This window comes from Deltaproteobacteria bacterium, assembly GCA_003194485.1.
Lineage (GTDB): Bacteria > Desulfobacterota > Dissulfuribacteria > Dissulfuribacterales > UBA3076 > UBA3076.
The window spans coordinates 36,053-54,296 of sequence record PQXD01000004.1; the positions used below are offsets into that span (position 1 = coordinate 36,053).

Sequence of the window (18,244 nt, forward strand, 5' to 3'; positions counted from 1 at the left end):
GGCTCTTTACCACAGCAGCTTGAGGCGGTTTGAAGCCTGCTCCTGCAAGCCGGCTTCGAGGGGCCAAACCCTCATCTTCTGTGCAGTTGCGCACATCTCAACTATATCGAGTGTGCTCGTGGCGCACAATCATCGGCAAAATCACCCTCCCGGAACAATCAATCACCCGGATAGTTTATCTTATATCAACATTTTTAAAAATTTTTTTGTGGAAAGTTAAGAAAAAAAAGAGATTTACCGAAGAAATAAACATGTGGCATGAATTGGATCCCGGGTTTGCCTGGGTGCCTGCGACGGAATCAAGTTTCATGGTGTTAATTCATACAATTTGGTAACAGCTAAAGTGAAATTCCCTTCTCTGCCAAAGAAATGGGGACGGCATCAACGTCCTGCATTGGGGCTGGATATAGGTTCACACAGCATAAAGATTGTTGAGCTTGCCAACAGCAATACAACTCGTACCATCAGATGCATTGGACGTGCCCTGGTTCCACCCCGGGCCATAGTAGACGGTTCAATAAAAGAACCGGATAAAATTGCAGGGGTGCTAAGGGCACTTTTGGCCAACCTCCGGCCCAAAATCAGACAGGCAGCCATATCTATCGCCGGCTATTCAGTGATTGTCAAAAAAATAATCGTCCCGTATCAGGACGAAGAAGAGATAGAACGCAATCTGATTTTCGAGGCAGAAAAATACGTACCCTTTGAGATAGAGGATGTCTATGTAGACTTCTGTATGCTGAACAGAGAGCACGAAAAAGACAGCAGTACAGAGATTTACCTTGTTGCTGCAAAAAGAGAGATTGTTGACGAATATGCCACCCTCATTCAGGAAGCCGGCTTGTCCCCGGCAGTAGTGGACGTAGATGCATTCGCCCTCGGGAACGCCTTTGAAGGCGCTTTTGGTCTTGTTGCAGAACCTGTGGTCTTAGTGGACATAGGTGCCCAGAAGACAAACCTCAACATAATTTTACAAGGCACATCTCTCTTTGCAAGAGACATGGCATTTGGCGGAGAGCAGCTTACAGAGGCTGTGCAGGAGGCCACAGGGCTGGAATATGCGGATGCAGAAAGGATCAAGATCGCCGGATCTGAAGACGCTGAAATCATGAAGGAGGCGACACGGGTTTACAGGGAATTATGCAGTATCTGGGCAGCAGAAATAAAAAAGGCGATAGATTTCCATAAGGCAGGCTCAAGTGCAGAAGAATATCCCACATAACTCTATGTCAGCGGGGGGTCCGCCTTTTTAAAGGGGCTTGCCGGGCTCTTTGAGAACACAATAGGCCTGCCGGTTAAAACATTAAATCCCTTGCATGGTTTTACCGCCGGTCACGGCATAGAGCCCGAATACATCTCTGCCGTCGCTCCGCAGATGGCAATAGCCACCGGGCTCGCTTTGAGGACCTGGACAAAATGATTCAAATAAACCTTCTTCCGGTTCGAGAGTGGCGCAGAAAAGAGGCAATCCGCCAACAGATTTCGATCTTTGTCCTGTCCCTGATCCTCCTGATAGTTGCTTTGTTGGCCGTTGGATTGACGATTCAGGGAAAGGTGAGGGCTCAAAGGCAGGAACTGGCATTATTAGAAAAGGATGTAGCAAAATACGCCTATGTAAACAAAAAAATACAGACAGTGAATGAGAAACGAAAAAAAATCGAAGATAAATTTAAGGCCATAGAAACACTGCAAGAAGGTCGTGCTACAACCGTTAGAATTCTGGATGAGATTGTAAGCTCAATACCTATTGACCGTTTATGGCTTACTGATTTAAGCCTTAAGGAAAATAATTTGAAACTTAATGGAGTTGCCCTGGACAATCACACGGTAGCTCTTTTTATGCGTCGCCTGGAGACATCATCAATGTGCGGATCAGTAAATCTGATAAATACCACGCAGAAATCGATCCAAGGGCATGCTCTTATGCAGTTTGGGCTTCAAATAAATATCCGGACTCAACAAAAGAAAGACAAGGACAAGAAGTTTACAAAGAGAGCCAAGGACCGTGAAATTTAACAAGCCAAGCTTGAAGATACCTCCAGGGCTTTTTCAGGCCATCTATTCCGTTCCCGCATGGCAGAAGGCCGGCATATGGCTGCTCAGTATAGTTATTCCTATCGCCCTTTTCTGGTTTTTTTCCTGTCCGCCCGTTTGGGAGAAATAAAGACCATGTCGGAAAAGATCCCGAAACTGAGGCAGGAGGTGACCAGACTGGAAGCAAAGTCCATGCAGATTCCTCAATTGGAAGAGGAATTGAATATCATGGGGGGGGATCCTGCAAAAGGCCTTAAGGCTCCTGCCGGAAAAAGAAGACATACCGACTTTTTTGCCCGAGATTTCTTCACTTGGTAACGAGGCGGGGCTTGATTTCTTATCTTTTGATCCGCAGAAGGAGGAGCCAAAGGCCTTTTATGCCGCCATTCCCATTAAAATGGAATTTAATGGCCCATTTCACAGCACAGTCAATTTTTTTAATAATATCAGTCGTATGGCCCGCATCGTGCATATAAAAGAGGTCTCAATGGGAAAGGCCAAGCAGGCCGCGAAGGTCTGGAGCCAGAAGGGGTCGGCAACCGGTAACCAAAAAACCGGAGGCGAAGCGGCACCGATAAAGGAAGCCGGAGGAGATGGCTCTGCCGGAGACAAAGAGGTCAAGCAGGGCAGTACCTGGATAGTAAGTACCAGTTGCAAGGCAGTAACCTACCGTTTTCTCAGCCCGGGAGAACAGCAGGCCAGAAAAAAAACGAAAAAGAAAAAGAGATAGACGACATGTCTGTGCCGGCCAAAAAAAGAGTTGTCTGCAGAGAGCTGATTTCCAAGGCGAGCCTGCTTATCGCTGTCTCCTTATGCGCTCTTTGCTGCCTGTCCGGATGTAAAGATAAGACAACCGTAACCCCTGCGGCAACTTCCGTCACGAAAAAACCGACTGCGATCAGGTCGGAAAAGATAAGGGACTTTCAGGTCAGACTGGAACATCTTATGGAGCCAGTCATTTATAATTACGATTCGGCTGGAAAACCCGATCCGTTTCAGCCGTTTCTGAGAGCAGCACCGAAAATTTCCAGGCGGACGGCCCGGAAGCAAAGTCCGAAAAAAAAGTTCAGGAAGCCTGAAATTTGCGCCACTCCATTGGAGTGTATGGAGGTCGGCCAGCTCACTCTGGTAGCCGTTGTCGGCAATGATAAAGGTAAAAGGATTGCCATGGCCCAGGACGCTGCCGGGATAGGGTACTTTTTGTGGCCTGGTCTGCGGGTCGGCTATCGGAACGGCAGGGTTAAAGAGATCCTCCCGGACAGAGTAATCATAGAAGAGGAATTCGAAGACATTCGCGGCGAGCCCGACTCCGCAGAAAAGGATACTGCTACTGCATCCGGAGGGAAAATAATGGGTTGCCAACGGAAGATCTCATGCCTTTTGATCGTTTTTTGGGTCGTAGCATTTTGGTGGATGCCAGGCAACAGGCCTGCAACGGGTAATGAGCCATATCAGAGCACACCGGAGCAGAACGATATATCCCGCTGGCTGGCCGAGCTTGAATCCCGCCTTCCCGACTCAGGAAATAATACAGAACCAGACGAAACAAAAGATGCCGCCGCATCAGAAATTGGTAAGACTTATGGTAACAATTCTACAGCAAAACTGGTGGGTGGCAATGCCGGGGATAAAATCAGTGTAGATCTCTTCAAGGTAGATCTCCACAATGTATTTCGTCTGCTGGGTCAGGTCAGCGGCAAAAATATCGTGGTAGACGAGTCGGTAAAAGGCACCATTACGCTGGCCCTGGAAAACGTGCCTTGGACCTTTGTCCTGGATGTAATCAAGAATCTAAAGGGATTGAGCAGCATCGAGCGTAATAACACCATTATGATCTATCCGACTGACAAGTCTCTTGAATGGGGCGGCGGCGAAGAATCATCCGGCACCCTTGATGTTCAAGTTGAAACTCCTCTTATTAAGAAAGTAGAAGAACCGGTAACAGAAAAAACCGCAGAGGAACCGGGCCTGAGATTTATCCGCACCAGCGATATTCAAACTCCTGCTGAAGAAGTCGCCAGGGCGCAGAAATTTATTGAAAAGGCCGCCAGGCTTGAAAAACGAGGGGCAATTGGCCAGGCACTGGAACTCTATGTCGAGGCATCGGATATCTGGCCGGAAAATGTATCGCTGGCCAAAAAAATATCGGCATTGGCGCTCGGCCCGGGAGGTCAGGAGCTGACCGCTTTCAATTTTGCCAAAAAGGCACTTCGTTTTGCGCCTAAAGACAGTGAAGCAGCCACTTTTGCAGCAGTGGCACTGGCCAGAATGGGGAAAAGCGAAGATGCAAAAGTCTATTTTGAACGTGCAATGGGTACTGCTGTACCTTCCTTGCATACGCTGTATAACTATGCGGTCTTCTGTGAGTCTGAGGGCGAATACCGACATGCGCTCAGGCTGTTAAACAATATCGAGTCCAATTATGAACTCTCGGCAGACGCCATGCTCCTGCGGGCGCGGGTTTATGAACGTCTTGAACAAATCGACAAGGCAATAACTGAATACAGGGCAGTCTATCAGGGAGGAGCGGCAATTCCTCCAAAATCACAGCGATATGCAAAGGAAAGAATGGAAATCCTGATGACAGCCAAATAGTGAAATTTGAAACTTGAAATTAGAAATTGGGGAAAATAATAAGATGTAAATGCGTTACCTAATTTCAAATTTCGAATTTCCAGTTTCGACAAAGACCGGTCGATTTGGGATTTTATGGAGGGACGAAGATGTGTTCCAATATGAATAGATTAAACAACATATTATATTGCGTCTTGCACGATATAAGAGGCATGCTTTTGTTATTCCTGATAACAGGATTAATGACCGGGTGCCTGGCCTCCAAGAGAAGCCTTTCAGATATTCCCAGGGCCGGCCAAGGAATGAAAGATGGGAATGCGAGTTCACAGGCTGAGGTTCAGCCTGGAGTACAGTCTGCCCCCCACAGTGCTTCTGCTTCATCCCGTCCATCCGTAAGCTGGCAGCCTTCGTTCACGGTCGAAGATGTTCAGGTCAAGGAAAGCAAGTTGGGGCTTCCTGAGCTGAAGGTCGGCGCAAACATAGAGTCTCAAAGCGGAAAAGTGGTCCTGCGGGACGTTATCAAGGGGCTGGCAAAATTGAAAGACTTTAATGTCAGCTGGAACCAGGATGCCAACCAAAACGCGTTGGTGGATGTCGGCATCAAGGCAGAGGATGATTTTTGGGTGGCATTGGACAACGTCCTTCGTCAACTGGATTATTTCTTTGAGTTCAAAAACGACACGCTCATCATCGGCTATAAACAGACAAAGACCTACCAGGTATCCATGCCGAATGCCTCCTATACATTCACTACAGCCGTCGGCGGTAATATGCTGGGCGGATCTACTAATACCAAGAATCTTGGGGAGATAAGTCTTGCTACCGTCAGTGAGGGTGGAAAGGATTGGGCCGAAGAGAAAACCGTTCGGTATGTCAATCGGTATGATTTGTGGAAAAAACTTAGACAAAACCTCGATCAAATACTGGAAATATGGGAGATGCAGAATGTTGAACGGGCTACATTAACGTCCGCCGCCGCTCAGGCCTCTCAAGCTGAGGCAGAGGCAAAACCCGAAGAACCCAAAGGGGGAAAAACAGGAAAAGAAGAACCCATAACTGCACAGTCCGAAGAGTGGGTGAGCCTGGGGAAAGGTTCGTACACCATTGATGAATCTCTGGGCATCGTAACAGTAACTGCGGCTCCCTCACTTCAAAAGCGTGTGGCGGACTATATTGAGAACTTTAAATCATGGCTGTATCGCCAGGTGTCTATCCAGGCCCATATCCTTGAGGTGACACTTTCAGAAGGGTCATCAAGAGGAATTGACTGGTCCCAGGTGTTTAAGGCTGTTGAAAGAGATTCCGCTTTGATCAATGGCAATATTGAATACGGTGATCAAGGAAGTGTGTACGAGGTGAATTACCCTCTCCCCGATTTCCGTGCTGTCACCCGTAAAGGACTGCGCCTGATTTCAAGAGTCAGTCTCAATCCCACGGATTTCAATATATTGGTCAATGCACTTGACGAACAGGGGACGGTACATACTATATCGGAACCTCGTCTGAATCTCCTAAACGGGTCCCCGGGTGTTCTGACAGTTGGTGAATCAATCCGCTATATCCGCGAAATAAGTAAAGACGTGGACACCTCGGGGGCTACAGCAACAATAACCTATACTGCTGAAACCGATGACATCCTGTCCGGCCTGGCGTTTTCCGTTGTGTGTAATGTGCTTGGAGATGATGAAGTAGTCTTATATTTGACCCCTGTAATCTCCAAACTCAAAGAACCAATTGAATATAAGGTGATAGGAGAAACAAATTTGCAAATCGGGCTACCCAGAGTAAAACTTCGTCAGATGTCAACCATGGCAAAGGTCCGGGATGGTGATCTGCTGATCCTTGGCGGGTTGATCAATGAAGTCAGTACCAATAACAGTTCGGAAATACCATTATTAGGGAAGATTCCCTGGGTCAAATGGGCCTTCAGGAATGAGATCAAGTCAAAAGAAAGGCGGGAATTGGTTATAATTCTTCGACCTCACATTATTCCCATGTAAAATATAGAGCGGATTAAATTTGTAGCGGATCTTCCAAACCCAATTCTAAGCATAACTGGCAGGAGAGGTATGTCGTTTTCGATGGCATAAGTCTTGCTGTTTGGAAAATGATCTCTCAAGATGATCCTTCCTGCAGCAAGCTCAGGTCTTTCTCGCCTATCGTCTCGATGATCAGATGCCCCAGGATTTCAGCCGTGCGACCGACGATTTCCGAACAGCGTTCCCGTCTGCCATCGACCTTGAAGGCCTTGACGTCTTCCGGGTCAAGCCAGTTTGTCTTTGAGGCCCCGCTGCATATCATGCTCCCCCGCATCTTCTCGATCATTTCCCTGAAGCGCTTATACATGATGCGGGACGTTGGCCAGAGACGACCATCTTCGATCTCTTCCGGGTTGGCCCGCCCGAAAAGATCTCCGATAACTGCCAGTGCCGCTACAAGACAACTGCAGGTATCTCCGCAAAATCCAAGACCTGCGGCATAACCCGCCGCAGCCCGGATGGCACTGCTGGGATCGTCTTCACCTATAAATTCCAGGCCGGCTGTTAAAATAGACTGGCTGCAAAGCATCTTTTGTCTATTAAAAACATCAACCGCTCTGTCTCGCATCTGTTCAGGGGTCATTTTCGGTCTCCATTCAAACAATATCGGTCGGATCTAAAATTAATTTTTTTGTAATTTGACCAAAAAAGCAATCTCAATCAACACACGTCGCTTTGTAGCACTTTAGTGATTTTCAAGTCAAGGAATTTCTGATAACTTTTCTCCGTCTTAAGTACCGAAAGCTCAACTGTTCTTGACAAGAATAATTGTAGTAATATAATTGATTTTTTAACCGGTGGGCCCATAGCTCAGTTGGTCAGAGCCACCGGCTCATAACCGGTTGGTCCCAGGTTCGAATCCTGGTGGGCCCATTAGAATGAATGCGAGGATAATTGAGATTCTGACTGAATACGGATTTGAGTCAAAATCATTATCAGGCCGTATAATATGCAAAGCTGAGGGTGCAACTCTATCATGTTGCACCTTTTTTTGTCTTGCAGACTTTGGCAGAAGCTACAAACGGAATTACCGTCATGAGTCCAACTGTATATGAGATATGGAATGCCCTCAGCAAATGGGCACCTCCCGGACTGGCAGAGTCATGGGATAACATAGGATTGCAGGTTGGAGACCCAAATGCGCCAGTTCAGAGACTGATAGTCGCCCTTGATGCCACGGAGGATGTATTAGAGGCGGCTGCTGAAAGACAGGCCCAGATGGTATTGACACACCATCCTTTGCTGTTTCGGCCTGTAAGCTCCCTTGATACATCAAAACAACTTCCCCGCCTTCTGGCGGGTTTTTTGCGCAAAAACATAGCCCTTGCCGCAGCCCACACCAACCTGGACTCGGCCGTTGGTGGTGTAAGCGACTTGCTGGCCGATGCACTCGAGCTTTTCAATGTAAAGCCTCTGCATACATCTGAACCTGACACGCCATCAGTGGGACTGGGAAGAATCGGCGACCTTTCCAATAGCTGCAAATTATCCGAAATAATGCACAAGATCTCGAGTATGCTGAGGAATCCAGGCCTTTTGGTAGTTGGCCACCCTGAGCAAATGATTACCAGGATAGCTCTTTGCGGAGGCTCAGGATCAGACCTTTGGCCAATGGCCGTGAATGAAGATGCCGACCTCTTTCTGAGTGCCGAGATCAAGCACCACATTGCCCGGGAAGCGGAACAGATGGGAAAGGCCATCATAGACGCGGGACATTTCTATACGGAATGGCCTGTAGTACCGGTTCTGGCTGAATATATGAGGCAGCAGGCCTCGGATAAAGGATGGGGCTTAAAAGTCGATATTTTTGACGATGAAAGATCCCCATTCGGCATCTGGATAAACGGAAATGCAAAAGATGGGGAGTTCGTGCCTGGTTCAAGGCCTTCACTCAATAAATAATACTTCCCTTTTTAGATAAGGAGCAGAAATTGAAACCGGAACTCGCAATTCTAATACGATTACAAGGTATCGATCTCGAACTTCGCAAGATAAACAAGGAGAAGTCTTCCGTTCCAGAGTATCTTAAAGAACTTCAAGAACACCTTTCATCCAAAGAGGCGGAGCTCAATGAACTCAGTGAACGTGTAACTGAAATCCAGAAAAAGAAAGTGGATGTAGAGGATGAGTTTGAATTGGAAAACGTCCGTCTTGGAAAATCCCAGAAAAAGCTTTCATTGCTGAAGACCAATCGGGAATGTCAGGCACTGCAAAAAGAAATCAATGAAATAAAAAAGGCCAACACGGCCAGAGAGGATGAAATTCTGGCTATCATGGAGGAAATGAACTCTCTGCAGGAAGAAATCAAGAAAAAAAAAGAACAGATCAAACAGGATCGCAGGAAAATAAAGGCGGAGCAGAAACGCATCAAGCAATTGCATGAAAGGCTGGATGCCAAGATTGCCGCCTTAACCGCGGACAGAAAAGCTGTATCTAAAGATATAAGTCCGGATCTGCTATCAAGATATAATTTCCTCAAGGACAGGAGGGCCGGTGTTGCCGTAGCGGCAGTGACCGACGGCGTCTGTTCCGCATGCAACATGAATATTCCTCCCCAGCTCTATAACGAATTGCTCAGAGATGAAAAGATCTTGACCTGTCCTTCTTGCCAGCGCCTGATATATGCTTTAAAAATAGACTAAGAGAATTTTGCCGGCGGAGACGGCCGATGATCGCCGGACGATATTTTTGTCCGGAGGAAAGTCCGGGCTCCACAGGGCGGGGTGGTCCGTAACGCGGACCGGGGGTGACCCCAGGGAAAGTGCCACAGAAAATATACCGCCGGGCACTTGTGCCCGGTAAGGGTGAAAAGGTGAGGTAAGAGCTCACCAGTTGCGGCGGTGACGTCGCAGGCTTGGTAAACCCCATCCGGAGCAAGACCAAATAGGGGAGCACTTGAGAGTGGCCCGCTCGAAGCTCCCGGGTAGGTCGCTTGAGGTGTCGAGCAATCGACGTCCCAGATGAATGATCATCACCTTGGCTTTACCAAGGGAACAGAACCCGGCTTATGACTGTCTCCAAAGGCATTTTTAATCTATAATTAATAAATGAAAGAAAAAAAGGTCTCAAAAAAGGCCGTCTCACTCGCTGATCTCCAGAATAAAAAGGCCTCGGGCGACAAAATCACTATGCTCACGGCCTATGATTACAGTATGGCCAGAGTGATAGATGAGGCCGGTCTGGACATAGTGCTGGTAGGCGACTCTCTGGGCATGGTAGCCCTCGGTTATGGCTCCACTGTTCCGGTCACAATGGAGGAGATGATCCATCACTGCCGTGCAGTTCGACGAGGGGTTAACAGGGCCTTGCTGATCGGAGACATGCCTTACCTGTCATATCAGGTCTCCAAAAAGGAGGCGGTGAGAAACGCGGGGCTGTTCCTTAAGAAAGCCGGCTGTCACGGCGTCAAGCTGGAAGGCGGCTCTGTTATGGCCCCCACGATCGAGAAAATTGTCAAGGCGGGCATCTCTGTCATGGGACATATAGGCCTCACTCCTCAAACAGCAACAGCCCTTGGCGGATACAGAGTACAGGGCAGAGACCTGGAGTCGGCACGAAAGCTCCTTGAAGATGCCAGGGCAGTAGTTGATGCCGGGGCCTTTTCACTGGTACTCGAGTGTATCCCATCTGCTCTTGCAAAGATAATTACCGGAATGGTTCCCATCCCTACCATAGGTATCGGAGCAGGCCCTCACTGTGATGGTCAGGTACTTGTAACTAATGACCTGCTCGGACTTTTTGAAAAATTTACCCCGAGCTTTGTGAAACGCTATGCGAACCTTGCGCCTCAGATCAAAGAGGCATTGGACGACTTCATTGATGAAGTAAAAAGAGGAGTATTCCCCGGTCCAGAGCACAGCTTTGGAGGCGGCGAAGAGCTTTTGGAAGAGCTTGAGGCTGAAAATAAATAAAAGGCAGGATATAACGGGTCCGCCGAACATTTACAGGCAATTATTAAGAAGAAAATCTGGCAGGTAGAGGCTGCGGGATAAGAAGTGTTTTTCCCATCCTGAGAAAATACGCATCAGTCATGCCGGCGATAAAATCCCTCACAATGGCCTGGTGAGACTGCACGCGAGTATAGCTGTCATCCATCCCATTAAGGTAATCTCTGAAGATCACTGATTCTTTCCTGTCCTTTTGCAGATCATCCAGAAAGCGTTCGAACAGGATCCTGTAGAGATTCATGATCTTGGACGACTCGGTTTTGATCCGGGGATTCATATAGATGAATTCCATATTGAAGGCCTTCAGCCCTGCCAGGGCATCCACAACCTCTTGACTGAAGGCTATCTCGTCTCTATCCAGGCTGGACCTGATGAGATCTTCAACCAGGCGGTAAACGATGGTCCCGTTCGTATCTCCCAATATCTTTCGGCAAAAATCAGGTATCTGATCCCTTCTTATCAGACAAAGCCTGATGGCGTCTTCAATATCCCTTCCCACATAGCTGATTACGTCGGCCATCCTTACCACACATCCTTCGAGAGTCATGGGCCGGAGGTCGGTCTGAGGGGAAGAGAGCTTTTTCTCTATTTCCTCGTCAAGGACTTCAAAGGTCTTCCCTCTGTCAGGGCTGATTGACTGGCAGTGTATCTCACCATCATGACACAGTATCCCGTCGAATACCTGGAGACTGAGATTGCATCCCCTGCCCTTTCGCTCAACTCTTCGAAGGAAATGGACTCCCTGGACACTGTGAATAAACGGGGCAAGCCCATGTTCCATACATAACTCGGAAAGATACCGTTCACCATCGTGACCAAAGGGAGGATGACCGATATCGTGTCCGTAAGCAATGGCCTCAATAAGATCCTCGTTCAAACGGAGAAAACGGCCTATAGTCCTGGCAATCTTTGATACCAGTTGGACATGCAACACCCTATGAGTGATGTGATCATTTGGAATAAGGGAAAAAACCTGGGTCTTGTCTATATACCTTGCATATGCCAGTGAATGCAGAATTCTGTCTGCATCAACTGAAAACCACTGCCTGTGGCCAGCAATTAACCGTTCTTCCTCCCTCTCCCGGACAGCCTCAACACTGAGGGTTGCAAAAGGAGAAAACCTTTCTCTCTCGTCTTTTTCCAGACGGTTTCTTTCATTCCTGAGGTCTATTGTCATAAATTCAACTCCTCTGGAATATTGATTAATCTGGTAATTAAATCGATATTGTGACCATCGAGTTAGCTCCGTTTCGATATATAGTCTTTGATTATTGGGTAATCATCCAATAATCCGTTACAATTAGCATATGATGCGGAGCTGACTCAATAGTCATAATCAATATTCGTAAGCGTTCACGGAGCGTTGAAATCAGAAAATAGAAATTGGAAATTTGATCTTCATCATCTCGTCTCTCCCAAATTTCTACTTTCCAATTTCAAGTTTCAAGCCGTGAACAGTTACCAGTATTCTACATTTGATTGAACAAAGCAATTGTGATTCTGCATCTCTTGACACCTCAATCTTTCATTCTTACCTTGACTCGGAGAAAAATATTAAGCATTTGACTTATAAGGAAATTTTAAATTATGCAATTTGAAAAATTCACGATTAAATCACAAGAGGCCCTGCAAGGCGCGCAAAGCTTGGCCCAAAGCAAGGGCCATCAGCAAATCGAGCCGGAACATCTACTGAAGACACTGTTAGAACAGCCTGAGGGAATCGTGCCCTCGGTTCTGAAAAAGATGGGGGTTGAAGTCCAGGCCATTGAAGCCGAAGTGGACAATGCCGTAAACAATCTCCCCCAGGTGAGCGGAGCGGGTCTTCAGATCTATATGTCATCCACGCTGAACCAGATACTTGAAAAGGCGTTTGCCGTCGCGGACAAAATGAAGGATGAATATGTCAGCCAGGAACACCTGCTTCTGGCCATCCTCGACGCATCCCATACAAAAGCCGGCCAGGCCCTGGCACGTCATGGGGTCAATAAGGATACCTTCCTGCAGGCCCTGGTATCCATAAGGGGCAGCCAGAGAATAACCGATCCCAACCCTGAGGAAAAGTATCAGGCACTTGAAAAGTACGGAAGAGATCTCACCTCTCTTGCAAGGTCCGGAAAACTGGACCCGGTGATAGGTCGCGATGACGAAATACGCAGGGTCCTGCAGGTACTGTCACGAAGGACCAAAAACAATCCTGTTCTCATAGGTGAACCCGGTGTTGGCAAGACCGCGATAGTAGAGGGTCTGGCCCAGCGAATAGTCTCTGGCGACATTCCGGATACATTGAGGGACCGGCGCATTATTGCCCTGGACATGGGGGCCTTGATCGCAGGGGCCAAGTTCAGGGGTGAATTCGAAGAACGGCTGAAGGCAGTCCTTAAGGAAGTGGCGGAACGGCAGGGTGAGGTCATCCTGTTTATAGACGAGATTCACACTCTGGTGGGTGCCGGAGCCGCCCAGGGATCCATGGATGCCTCGAACATGCTTAAACCCGCTCTTGCCAGGGGAGACCTCCACTGTATAGGTGCCACCACCATAGACGAGTACCGTAAATATATTGAAAAGGATACGGCACTTGAAAGACGTTTCCAGCCCGTGATGGTGAATGAATCCAGTGTTGAAGACACCATTGCCATACTCCGCGGGCTGAAAGAAAAATATGAGGTGCATCACGGAGTGCGGATAAAGGATTCAGCCATAGTTGCTGCATCCACTCTGTCTCAACGCTACATCACGGATCGCTTCCTCCCGGATAAGGCAATTGATCTTATAGATGAAGCAGCGGCAAAGCTGAGAATCGAAATAAACAGCCTTCCAGCGGACATTGACGAACTGGAACGCCGGAGTATGCAGCTTGAGATAGAGCAAGAGGCCCTTAAAAAAGAAACTGATCCGGCCTCCAGGGAAAGATTGGAGAAGATCAAGCGGGACCTTGCCGACATCAAAGAGCAGTGCGATGTGCTCAAATCCCGCTGGCAACAGGAAAAGGAGATCATCCAGAGAATACGTGATATCAAGGAACGTATTGATAAGCTCAGGATCGACGCAGAGAGATTTCAGCGGCAAGGTGACCTGAACAAGGTTGCCGAGATCCTTTACGGAGAGGTCCCAAATCTTGAAAAACAACTGAAAGAGGAGCATGACCGGATAGAGGAACTTCAGAAGGATGGCGCCGGCATGCTCAAGGAAGAAGTGGACGCAAATGACATTGCGGACATCATATCCAAGTGGACCTCGATCCCGGTCAGCAAGCTCCTTGAGGGAGAGAAAGAAAAGCTGGTTCACATGGAAGAACGTCTGAGCCGGAGGGTTGTCGGCCAGGAAAAGGCCATACAGGCGGTGTCCAACGCGGTACGCAGGGCCAGGGCCGGCCTGCAGGACAGCTCGCGACCCATCGGCTCCTTTATCTTCCTCGGGCCTACAGGTGTTGGAAAAACGGAACTGGCCAAGACCCTGGCGGAATTCATGTTCGATACGGAGCAGGCCGTAATCCGTATGGATATGAGCGAGTATATGGAAAGACACGCGGTCGCCAGGCTGATCGGCGCGCCTCCGGGCTATGTGGGATACGAGGAAGGCGGCTACCTCACGGAGGCCGTCCGGCGCAGGCCTTATTCCGTCCTGCTCTTTGACGAGATAGAAAAGGCCCATCCGGACGTATTCAACATACTGCTCCAGATCCTGGACGACGGGAGGCTTACTGACGGCAAGGGCCGTACGGTAGACTTCCGCAATACCATAATTATCATGACCTCCAACATAGGTACCGACCTGATTCAAGAAACCAGAAATCCGGAAGATCTGGAGCATAGGATGATGGACGCCCTTCGCCTGCACTTCAAACCAGAATTTTTAAACCGTGTGGACGATATAATCATCTTTCACGCACTCAGCGAGGAACACCTGCAGAGTATCGTGGATATCCAGCTCAGCTATCTCAAGAACCGTTTGCGGGAGCATCATTACGAAATTGACATAGCCAAAGGAGCAAAGGCATGGATAGCTGACGTGGGCTATGATCCTACCTACGGGGCCCGTCCTCTCAAGAGGGCCATCCAGCGCTACATTGAGAATCCGCTGGCCCTTAAGATCCTCGAGGGGACCTTCAAAGAGGGAGACAAGATCCTTGTGGACATGGACGAGAATGGCCATATTTCATTCCGGAAAAGCTGATCATCTCACTGCGGTTGAAGTCTCAGGCGAACATTGAGATAACGATTTACTCTTTTAGTTCAGCGTCTCTTTGCTGAAAAAGCGGGAGCTTGACAATAACAACGGTCTGGCCGTCCTCGGTCCGGATATCGATCTTTCCGTGGTTGGCCTGCACAAAGCGATAAATAATGTTTAAGCCACGACCTTTTACTTCACCTCTTTTTATCTGATCAATTTTTTCCTTTTGTATTTCTCCGGTATTTCTGATCTCGAGACAGGCCATGGTTTCCTCTACATAACAGCGCAGGGCCAGAATGCCTCCCTGCTTCGGGACGGCATTGACAGCGTTATTCAAGAGATTGTCCAGTATTCGTTCCAGCCCGAACCGCGAACAATAGACCAATATTTTCGGTTCAATTTCAGGGGGCTCTATCCGGATGTATCTTCGCCATGATTGCCGAACGGCTTCTTTATTAAGCCTGAACCGTTCTTCTGCGATCCGGCCGATATCCAGGACCTCTTCCCGGCCTTCCAATCTCATGGTCAGTGCCATATCCTGCATGCGGACCGTTTCCTTAAGGATGATGTCCAGGTATGTTATCAACTTGTTCCGCACCGTTTCGAGGTCTTTCGATTCCATCAGATTCCTGGCCTTGGCGGCAAATCCGGTGATAGCAATTGCCGGATTTTTGAAATCGTGCAGGACATCGTCCAGTAGCTCCAACCGCAAGGCCTTCATGACCTCTTTTCCAAAAAAAGTCAGCATGTCAATCTCTTCATTGGTAAATGATGACTTCTTTTCCGTAGCATAAAAGGCCATCAGATAACGGGTGATCTCGTTAGCCTTGAGAGGGACAATCAGGATGGAATGAATGTGATGCCTTTGAGCAAATTTTCGCATACCTGGGCTGGTGAAGCGGCTCCTCTCAGGATCTTTGATCAATAGATAGCCTGAATCGATCCGCTCAAAGGGGTGGTCTTCGTATTCCGGCGCCCCCCGGATAGCGGTCTGGAAGTATGGGTGATGGCTTACTGTAAAGGCATAACCCAATTGGTGATACGTTTTATCCATAGGATACCCTGCCTCCAGACGGACAAACTCCTGATCCTTGGATACTGAGAACAGAGAACAGCTCTTGACCTGCAGATATTCACCAAGCACCGGGATCAGTTCCATGAACAGGTCTTTCAGCTTGACCCCTTCCCGGTTACTCAGCTTTACAAAGATCCTGTCCGCCATTTTCTCCTTGTGCGCATTCAGCCTCTGCAGGGCCAGGATCTTTTTTTTGGCCAGGACATAACTTACTCTGCGGGCCAGGAGCTCAGCATGAATGATTTCAAAGGGATCGAACTCCCGGTTATCCTCCTGGTAATAAATCTGAAGGGAGCCGAGAATGTCTCCTTCCGAACCAAAAAACCTTGGAATGTGAAGAGGGACCGCCAAGAGGGAATGAAATCCTTTATCTTTTACTATGCTTTTGATCTTGAAGCGCTGGTCCTTAAGGAGGCTCGGAATGGAGATGCTTCTGTTTTCTCTGGCCACCTGTCCTGAGACGGAATCCTCAAAAGGAACGGCGATTTTGCATTCGGCTTCGGAAATCTGGTGTGTACCAAAGCAGGTCATGCGCAGAGATTTGGGATCAAAGAGCCGTATGGATGCGGCTTCGGCCTTGAGACTTCTTGTGATCTTTTCCGCAGCAATCTCAAGTATCCTCTTTTCTTCAAGCCTGGGATCAATCCCTATAATTTCTTCAACATCTTGTATAATGCCCGAGAGGACTCCAACAAGGTACTCCTGCTCGATGGAACGGGCCAGATCAAGACGCTCTGCATGAGTCAGATGCTGAAGTGACGGATGGTTTTCGAGAAATTCAAAGAAGTCTTTTTTCATTTTGGCCGTTTACTGCAAGTAATCAGTCGCGGTATAATTTCAATAGTTAATAAGCTATCAATCAATGTTATGGAAATCAACTCTACCTGGATAAAAAGCAGAAAAAACTGGGCCTATGACAATGTCTGACATCCACATCGGCACCAGCGGCTGGAATTATGAAAGCTTTGTCAAAAGACTCTATCCGCCCGGGACATCTAAAAGAAAATATCTTGAGACCTACTCAACAAAACTCCTCACTGTAGAGCTGAATGCATCCTTCTATCGCTCTTTTCCTCAAAGCACATGGGAGGGATGGTACAGACGTACTCCTCCGAATTTCTTATGGGCAGTAAAGGCACCCCGTTTTCTCACACATATCAGGCGGCTGAATGTATCACAGGATTCCATCGACAGATTCTGGAATGATATAAAGCCGCTTGGAGAAAAGATGGGTGCGGCACTATTTCAACTCCCCCCGTCTCTGAAGTTCGACAAAGACCTTTTGACAGGATTTCTGGCAATGCAACCCCTGGATACAAAGATCGCCCTGGAGGCCAGGCATCCATCCTGGCACGAGCCCGGAGTCTGGGATATATTGAGTAGGCAGAATGTGGCCTGGGTAGTAAGTGACACTGCCGGTCGATACCCAATGAGTATAGAGGTTACAGCAGACTTTGCCTATATACGTCTTCACGGCACCCATGAACTTTATCACGGCCTTTACGGGAAAGAAATGCTCAGCAAGTGGCTGAGCATCATCAAGGAGTGGGATATTGAAACTTTTATATATTTCGATAATACTGACGATGGAAGCGCTGCAACAGATGCTCTATTGCTGCAACAGATGTTAAGGCAGGCCCACCCGGCAGACCCCTAAAAAAACCACTGGGCGGACTTTTTCCCAGTATAGCAAGCGTGAGATTCCCTAAGAATGAGTCATGCCTGACGACACATTCCGGTCCCTGATTTCGTATAGTATCTTCTCAAGGACCTCTTCTGCAGTGAGATCGGATGAATCCACTACAATGCAATCAGGGGCGGCCTGGAGTGGTGCGATAGAGCGCGTTGAATCCGCCTTGTCCCTGGCCTTGATTTGGGCCAGTATCTCTTCGTATGCTACCTCTTCTCCCTGATTTTCCAACTGCCTCTTCCGTCGTCTGGCCCGCTCTTCGGCAGAGGCCGTGAGAAATATTTTGTGGGCGGCCTGCGGGAAGACCACTGTGCCCATATCCCTGCCCTCCGCCACTAATTGACCCTGCCTGCCGAGGTCTCTCTGCATTCTGGTCAGATATTCCCTCACCACGGCAACCCTGGAAACCGCTGAAGAGAGCCTGTCCATTTCAGGGGTGCGAATAAGGGACGAGACATCCTTTCCGTTCACCAGGATATGGTCCCCACGGAATCCCAGCCTCAAATTATTGCATAGCTTTGAAAGAGCCTTTTCGTCTCCGGCGTCCAGTCCTTTTTGCCAGGCAGCCCAGGCCACCGCCCTGTACATGGCTCCCGTATCGAGATACGTGTACCCCAGGCGCCTTGCTAGTTCTTTACTGACCGTGCTCTTGCCGGCCCCGGCCGGCCCGTCAATGGTGATGATATTCAAAAAGAAATAACTCCCCGTTTTCGCA

Annotated in this window: 16 protein-coding genes, 1 tRNA gene and 1 other RNA gene; 14 read left to right on the forward strand and 4 right to left on the reverse strand. The window is 48.4% G+C overall.

All coding sequences use genetic code 11. The annotated features are described in order from the left end of the window. Positions 1-262: 262 nt before the first annotated feature. The 7 genes from C4B57_03235 to C4B57_03265 all read left to right on the forward strand — a co-directional run bounded on the left by C4B57_03235 (position 263) and on the right by C4B57_03265 (position 6,608). Positions 263-1,222: a pilus assembly protein PilM gene (locus C4B57_03235; protein PXF55275.1), complete on the forward strand. Its 960-nt coding sequence runs from the start codon at positions 263-265 to the stop codon at positions 1,220-1,222. A 90-nt stretch (positions 1,223-1,312) separates the two neighbouring features. After that, on the forward strand, positions 1,313-1,420 hold the full coding sequence (locus C4B57_03240; GenBank protein ID PXF55276.1) for a hypothetical protein: 108 nt from the start codon (positions 1,313-1,315) through the stop codon (positions 1,418-1,420). Next, positions 1,417-2,016 (forward strand): hypothetical protein, encoded by a 600-nt coding sequence (locus C4B57_03245; GenBank protein ID PXF55277.1) that lies wholly within the window; start codon positions 1,417-1,419, stop codon positions 2,014-2,016. Before C4B57_03240 ends, C4B57_03245 begins: the two co-directional genes overlap by 4 nt. Positions 2,017-2,073: 57 nt before the next feature. Next, positions 2,074-2,352 carry a hypothetical protein gene (locus tag C4B57_03250; GenBank protein PXF55278.1) on the forward strand — a complete coding sequence of 93 codons (279 nt, stop codon included), beginning with the start codon at positions 2,074-2,076 and terminating at the stop codon, positions 2,350-2,352. Further along, entirely contained in the window at positions 2,258-2,764 is a 507-nt protein-coding gene (locus C4B57_03255) for a hypothetical protein (GenBank protein ID PXF55279.1), read from the forward strand. Before C4B57_03250 ends, C4B57_03255 begins: the two co-directional genes overlap by 95 nt. A 5-nt stretch (positions 2,765-2,769) precedes the next feature. Then, the gene (locus C4B57_03260) at positions 2,770-4,629 is read left to right on the forward strand and encodes a hypothetical protein (GenBank protein ID PXF55280.1); all 1,860 of its coding nucleotides are present in this window, start codon (positions 2,770-2,772) and stop codon (positions 4,627-4,629) included. Between the two features lie 128 nt (positions 4,630-4,757). After that, on the forward strand, positions 4,758-6,608 hold the full coding sequence (locus C4B57_03265; GenBank protein ID PXF55281.1) for a hypothetical protein: 1,851 nt from the start codon (positions 4,758-4,760) through the stop codon (positions 6,606-6,608). A gap of 115 nt (positions 6,609-6,723) precedes the next feature. Here C4B57_03265 and C4B57_03270 read toward each other — a convergent pair whose 3' ends face one another. Further along, on the reverse strand, positions 6,724-7,230 hold the full coding sequence (locus tag C4B57_03270) for a hypothetical protein (protein ID PXF55282.1): 507 nt from the start codon (positions 7,228-7,230) through the stop codon (positions 6,724-6,726). Positions 7,231-7,446: 216 nt separating this feature from the next. On the opposite strand from C4B57_03270, the gene C4B57_03275 reads away from it, so the two are divergent. The 5 genes from C4B57_03275 (at position 7,447) to panB (ending at position 10,558) form a co-directional block, all read left to right on the forward strand. Beyond that, positions 7,447-7,520, forward strand: a tRNA-Met gene (locus C4B57_03275). 162 nt (positions 7,521-7,682) lie between these two features. Beyond that, positions 7,683-8,549: a Nif3-like dinuclear metal center hexameric protein gene (locus tag C4B57_03280; GenBank protein ID PXF55283.1), complete on the forward strand. Its 867-nt coding sequence runs from the start codon at positions 7,683-7,685 to the stop codon at positions 8,547-8,549. 29 nt (positions 8,550-8,578) lie between these two features. Continuing rightward, positions 8,579-9,289 (forward strand): hypothetical protein, encoded by a 711-nt coding sequence (locus tag C4B57_03285; protein ID PXF55284.1) that lies wholly within the window; start codon positions 8,579-8,581, stop codon positions 9,287-9,289. Positions 9,290-9,304: 15 nt separating this feature from the next. Next, positions 9,305-9,670, forward strand: an RNA gene (gene rnpB / locus C4B57_03290) — RNase P RNA component class A. 24 nt (positions 9,671-9,694) lie between these two features. Then, positions 9,695-10,558, forward strand: coding sequence for a 3-methyl-2-oxobutanoate hydroxymethyltransferase (panB, locus tag C4B57_03295; GenBank protein ID PXF55285.1), 864 nt, complete (start codon positions 9,695-9,697; stop codon positions 10,556-10,558). 43 nt (positions 10,559-10,601) lie between these two features. Here the strand turns inward: panB and C4B57_03300 are convergent, their stop codons facing one another. Then, positions 10,602-11,771, reverse strand: coding sequence for a phosphohydrolase (locus tag C4B57_03300; protein ID PXF55286.1), 1,170 nt, complete (start codon positions 11,769-11,771; stop codon positions 10,602-10,604). Positions 11,772-12,181: 410 nt separating this feature from the next. On the opposite strand from C4B57_03300, the gene clpB reads away from it, so the two are divergent. Further along, positions 12,182-14,767, forward strand: coding sequence for an ATP-dependent chaperone ClpB (clpB, locus tag C4B57_03305; GenBank protein ID PXF55287.1), 2,586 nt, complete (start codon positions 12,182-12,184; stop codon positions 14,765-14,767). A 46-nt stretch (positions 14,768-14,813) separates the two neighbouring features. Here clpB and C4B57_03310 read toward each other — a convergent pair whose 3' ends face one another. After that, the gene (locus C4B57_03310) at positions 14,814-16,637 is read right to left on the reverse strand and encodes a hypothetical protein (GenBank protein PXF55288.1); all 1,824 of its coding nucleotides are present in this window, start codon (positions 16,635-16,637) and stop codon (positions 14,814-14,816) included. Positions 16,638-16,752: 115 nt separating this feature from the next. Between C4B57_03310 and C4B57_03315 the strand changes: the two genes are divergently transcribed. After that, a complete protein-coding gene (locus C4B57_03315; GenBank protein ID PXF55289.1) occupies positions 16,753-17,496 on the forward strand; it encodes a DUF72 domain-containing protein in 744 nt (247 codons plus the stop codon). Positions 17,497-17,544: 48 nt separating this feature from the next. On the opposite strand, the gene C4B57_03320 is transcribed toward C4B57_03315, so the two are convergent. After that, complete coding sequence (locus tag C4B57_03320) at positions 17,545-18,219, reverse strand: (d)CMP kinase (GenBank protein ID PXF55290.1); 675 nt, start codon at positions 18,217-18,219, stop codon at positions 17,545-17,547. Between the last annotated feature and the right edge of the window lie 25 nt (positions 18,220-18,244).